The sequence below is a fragment of the Micromonospora sp. AMSO12t genome (genome assembly GCF_008806585.1).
Taxonomy (GTDB): Bacteria; Actinomycetota; Actinomycetes; order Mycobacteriales; family Micromonosporaceae; genus Micromonospora; species Micromonospora reichwaldensis.
Map to the genome: position 1 here is coordinate 1 of NZ_WAAS01000540.1, position 839 is coordinate 839.

Here is an 839-nt window from a genome sequence, read left to right on the forward strand (position 1 = left end):
TCACGTCCGCGCCGTCCCACCGCCCGTACGGGACGAGGACGCTGCCGCGCTGCCGGGCCCGGGCGGCCAGCCGGTTGGCGACCGAGGCGGAGACCGTCGTCGGCACGGCGGCGACCACGACGTCCACCCCGTCGATCAACGCGGCGATGACGGTGGCCCACTCCGGGCCCGGGTGGGGCACCAGGGCGAGCCGGTCCAGGGCGATGCCCAACTCGGCGGCGGCGCCCGCCCCGAACGTCGGGACCCCGACCACGGCGCACCACGAGCCGGCCCGGGACGCCTCGGCGAGCAGCGCCAGGACCAGCGAGGTGCCGCCGCTGCGCCGGGGCTGGCCGGTGGCCACCGCAATCGTGCTGCCCCGTCGCAATCCCCGGTTGGGCAGCAGCCCGGTCAGTTCGGGGGCCACCGGCAACAGCCGGTGACCGGTCGCCGGGTCCGGCGCGCTCGCCGGGCGCACCAGACCGGCCAGTGCGGCGGAACCGACCACCATCCGGCCCGCCATCGGACCTACCCCCCGTCGTGCTGTCGGATCAGACGTGCGCGTGCCGCGCCGGGGCACCCGGTCGCCGTCGGCTGGCAGGGTGCCCGGGTCAGGCCGCGAGGCCGTCGAGTGCCGGTTGGTGGGCCACGCCGAGCGCGGCCTCCACGACCGTGACGAACTGCTCGGCGGAGCGCAGCAGGTCGTCGGCCTCCCGGGCGGTCACGACCCGTGGGATGCCGGCCTCGGCGGCGGCCCGCTTGCCGGCGCCGAGGGCGAAGAACCGGGCCCACTCGTCGAGCTCGGGGGCGACACCGGAGAGCAGGATCCAGACGCTGGTCACCCGGTGGCGTCGGGTGGG

The 839-nt window shown here is 77.5% G+C and carries 2 protein-coding genes; both read right to left on the bottom strand.

The window, feature by feature from the left end; genetic code table 11:
• A partial coding sequence (locus tag F6X68_RS32850) for a hypothetical protein (RefSeq protein WP_151457857.1) occupies window positions 1-502 on the bottom strand: 502 nt, incomplete at its 3' end.
• 88 nt (window positions 503-590) lie between these two features.
• The coding region (locus F6X68_RS32855) for an SAV_6107 family HEPN domain-containing protein (protein WP_255474824.1) at window positions 591-839 on the bottom strand (249 nt) is incomplete at its 5' end.